The organism is Aetokthonos hydrillicola CCALA 1050 (assembly GCF_017591665.1).
In the GTDB taxonomy this organism is placed as follows: domain Bacteria; phylum Cyanobacteriota; class Cyanobacteriia; order Cyanobacteriales; family Nostocaceae; genus Aetokthonos; species Aetokthonos hydrillicola.
Genome location: NZ_JAAKGC010000248.1, coordinates 1 through 3,322, shown reverse-complemented (window position 1 = coordinate 3,322; position 3,322 = coordinate 1). Strand labels below are relative to the sequence as shown.

General features: G+C 42.6%; 2 protein-coding genes and 2 pseudogenes. 2 read left to right on the top strand and 2 right to left on the bottom strand.

Annotated elements, in window-relative coordinates; translation table 11 throughout:
• Together G4P69_RS36420 and G4P69_RS36415 are read left to right on the top strand one after the other, a co-directional pair.
• Positions 1–757, top strand: a pseudogene (locus G4P69_RS36420) (hypothetical protein); the annotation flags it as partial.
• A 186-nt stretch (positions 758–943) separates the two neighbouring features.
• A complete protein-coding gene (locus G4P69_RS36415) occupies positions 944–1,510 on the top strand; it encodes a C1 family peptidase (protein ID WP_208345126.1) in 567 nt (188 codons plus the stop codon).
• A 197-nt stretch (positions 1,511–1,707) separates the two neighbouring features.
• Here the strand turns inward: G4P69_RS36415 and G4P69_RS36410 are convergent, their stop codons facing one another.
• Complete coding sequence (locus G4P69_RS36410; RefSeq protein WP_208354739.1) at positions 1,708–2,679, bottom strand: ExeA family protein; 972 nt, start codon at positions 2,677–2,679, stop codon at positions 1,708–1,710.
• Positions 2,669–3,322 (bottom strand): annotated as a pseudogene (locus tag G4P69_RS36405) (IS481 family transposase); the annotation flags it as partial. The gene G4P69_RS36410 and the pseudogene G4P69_RS36405, both read right to left, overlap by 11 nt.

Below are 3,322 nucleotides of genomic sequence, written 5' to 3'. Positions count from 1 at the left end.
ACAACGTCATCGTTGCTTGCTAATTTTAGACGGTGCTGACAGAGTTCTCCAAGAATGTGCTGGGATCAAGCTAACTTGTCGAGACTGCATTTGGATTCACCAGACACCGACTGGGGGGTATTGTCAGTTTTTGAAGAGAGTGGGAGAAGCAACCCATCAGAGTTGCTTAATGTTGACCAGTCGCGTTAAATGTTTTGACACGACCGCATTTGAAGGAAAGGAACGACCTGTGCGAGTCTTTCCTCTCCAGGGATTAGGCGTTACAGATATACAAGAACTTTTAACCACAAAAGGGACTTTTAAAGGAACGCCAAACAACTGGGATCGATTAATCGATTCCTGTGCGGGGAATCCGTATGTTGTAAACCGCATTGCTTCAACGATTCAACAGTTATTTGATGGCAGTATAAGTGAATTTTTAAAACACAAAATTACAATTTTTAATGATTTGAACCCAGAATATGAGCTTTTGTCCGATGCAGCTAAAGCAACAATTCAATGTATGGTACTCAATCGTCAACCTATTTCTTTTTCCCAGCTACGAACAAAAATGCCACCATCAGTTTCATCTCAAGAACTCCTAGAAGCATTGGAACTACTGCAAGCACGAGCATGGATTGATACTAAAACTGGTCTATTCGCTGTCCAACCTATGGTCGTTAAATATGTCGAATCTTTTCTTATTGATAAGAAAATCACTAAATTTCAGCCAAGGGCATTTCTGGAGCAAGAACATCAACCTCCGATAGCAAAATAGTTGGAAAATATCTCCATTTACGTCACAAGTTCCTCACATTTTATTCTTAGTATTCTTAATGGGATAGGCAACTTATTCTCTGACAAGAGCATGGAATTGTAACAGTTCCAAACTAAACAAATGCACGGGGTTAAATCTACTCTCAGAGGCAGATATTCTTTTTTTAGATTAAATAGGAGTTAAAAAATGACACGCACAAACAAACGTTATGGATGGATTCCTGATTTACCAGATCATCGAGATTTACTATACGCTGCACCAGTTAGAGCTTTGAAAGATTTACCACCCAAAGTCGATCTTCGCCCAAATTGTCCGCATATTTACAATCAAGAAGATCTGGGCAGTTGTACGGCTAATGCGATTGCTGCGGCACTTGAGTTCGATCAAATGAAGCAGCAGTTGCCAGATATTTTTACTCCTTCCCGCTTGTTTATTTACTACAACGAACGAAAAATGGAAGGAACTGTAGACACAGATAGTGGTGCGATGATTCGTGATGGTATTTACAGTGTTGGGAAACAAGGCGCTTGTCCAGAGGAGCCAACAAAACAGCATTCAGGACCGCAGGGGATATGGCCATACAATCCTCATTATCAGATCAGATTTCGTGAAAAACCTCCTCAAGAATGTTACGATCTTGCTAAACAACACCTGGCAATTCTCTACAGAAGACTAGTACGAAACCTGAATCAGATGAAGGGATGTTTAGCAGAGGGCTATCCCTTTGTCTTTGGATTCAGTGTCTACGTGTAACAACCTGCAATACTAATCGCTCAAACCTGCAATCAAGACACTTTCAAACCAGGATTATTTGCAACTATAATTACGTTTCAGCCAGGATTAATTGCAACTGAACCAGGATTAAATGCAACCAACCTGCAATCATCGGTTTCAGCCAGGATTATTTGCAACTATAAATTCTCTTCTTGAAGATTACGCTCTCAAGGGGCTTAGAGTGGCAGTCCTGCCGCCAGCATTTGCTCTTGCAACTCACGGGCACGTGTAGGATCAAGTTGCCCACTAAACAGCGATTTAATTTCAGCAGGTTTGGCATTGAACTGTTCCGCCAAGCCCCTCACATTGTAGCCGTGCCGGGTTAAGGTGGGTTCCAAATCGTCAATTTGCTTAGATAAAACGGACTCAATAATCGTCGTGGTAACTGGCTTTTCCCCGAAGAGGTACGCAGCCTCTAAGGCTAGTGTCAAATGTTGTTCGATTTGTAGTGGTGTCCTTAACCGCGTAGCAAGTAGGTCAATAGCTTCCGCGTCCAATATGTCCCCTATGGGTGTATCTTCCGTAGTACATTTAGATACCAACCATTCAATATATTCTCGCTGACTGCCAACAATACCCTCCAAGGAGAAGACCGTTGCCCGATACCCGATTTCTTCCATAGTGGGACGGCGTAAATCATTTTTCAGTTTGGGATGACCAGCCAGCACCACTGAAAGCGTACCACCACCATCTTCAACTACTTCAATTAAACGTTTGAGGGACTTTAGGGTACTGTAATGTAGGTCATGAGCCTCATCAACAAACAGTGCCACAGGCTTTTTACCTTTTCTAATTAAGTCGCGCAGTTCCCGTTCCCGTTTTTCGCCGTCTTTGGGGATTTTAATTTCCTTGTCCGTTGACAAATCGTAGAATAAAGCAGCTATAAGTGTTGGCAATGTTGCACGGTCTTTATCCACAGAAAGCGACTTCGAGACTAGAATCTTGCCTTCTTTTTCCAAAACTTCAACCAAACGTCGTAAAGTAGTTGTCTTCCCACACACAATAATTCCTGTTATAGCAACCAGCTTCCCTAAATGGATAGCGAATTTAATGTCCTTGAACATTTGTTTTTGGTGTTCCGTCTCGTAATACCCAGCTTTGGGGAACTCCTTAATCAAATGAAAATGTTCCATGACTTCAGTGAGCATTTTGTTCCCCTCCTTTGGTTGAGTGGAAATACTGCCGCACTCGTTCAATAATCACTTTTTTATTCAAAGTCTCAGCTAACAGCGCATCGATAAATGCAATTTGTTCGGTAGATAATTTCGCCAAAGGTTTAGCAAGATAATCCGAAATTGCCCGTTTAGCAAACAGGACGGTGGGATATGTGAATTCTTGGAATGGGTCTGGGTCGTTAAAAGGTGTGACAGTTGGTTCCAGTTCCTTGTACTTGTCTACCAGAAACTGTAAATCCGCATTTTTGTCTAAGGCAGCCCGTGGCAAGCCTAACTTTTTAGCTAAATCAGCAATTTTATCTGCCCGCTCTTCGGTTTTGGTTTTCTTGAATTTACGGTAGCGGTGTAGGGGAATAGGACCATCAACTGGGTAAAATGGTCCGTAACGTTGGCCGTCAAACTCTACGTACAATTCGTTGTCAAACAAACCCCACCACAACACCACAGTTTCCCCAGCCAGGTCAGGTTCTACCTCATAAGCTACGCCCTCTACGGATACCCTAGCATCTGTTCCCACTTTCCTCCGTTGTGGCTCGCGGGCAAAGGTACAGAATCGCTCCCAACTACACATTGAACGTAAACCTGACTTAGGTATATTTCGCAACCAATCTTCTAT